We start from the raw sequence: 429 nt of genomic DNA on the forward strand, positions 1-429 counted from the left end.
GTGAACGGGACGTCGAGCGCCTGCGGGGGCTCGGATACGAAGGAGCACTGGACGGGAGCCGCCTGCTGCGTCGAGGCGTCGATCTGTACGAGCGGGACGTCGAGCGCCTGCGGGGGCTCGGATACGAAGGAGCACTGGACGGGAACCGATTGCTGCGTCGAGGCGTCGGCGTGCTCGACCGGGACCTAGGGCACCTGCACCGGCTCGGGAAAGCACTGGACCGGCACGATGTGCTGCATCGAGTGACCGGCTCGCGATTCCGACGCTGAGGAGCATGACCGGAGCGCTACCCGGATCGCTCCCATCGACCGCGCGGTCAGCCGACCTCAGCCCCGCGCGGCGAAGCGGCGGTGGTCGACCATGAGGCAGCGGTCCTGCACGACCAGGACGCCGGCGGCGATCAGCCGCTCGGCCACCGCGTCGTTCCGG

General features: G+C 70.6%; 1 protein-coding gene. It reads left to right on the plus strand.

Annotation, left to right across the window (positions count from 1 at the left end):
• On the plus strand, positions 1–269 hold a 269-nt coding region (locus BN4575_RS22390), incomplete at its 5' end, for a hypothetical protein (RefSeq protein ID WP_218060830.1).
• Between the last annotated feature and the right edge of the window lie 160 nt (positions 270–429).

The sequence above is a fragment of the Aeromonas sp. EERV15 genome, assembly GCF_900079845.1.
Classification (GTDB): domain Bacteria; phylum Pseudomonadota; class Gammaproteobacteria; order Enterobacterales; family Aeromonadaceae; genus Aeromonas; species Aeromonas sobria.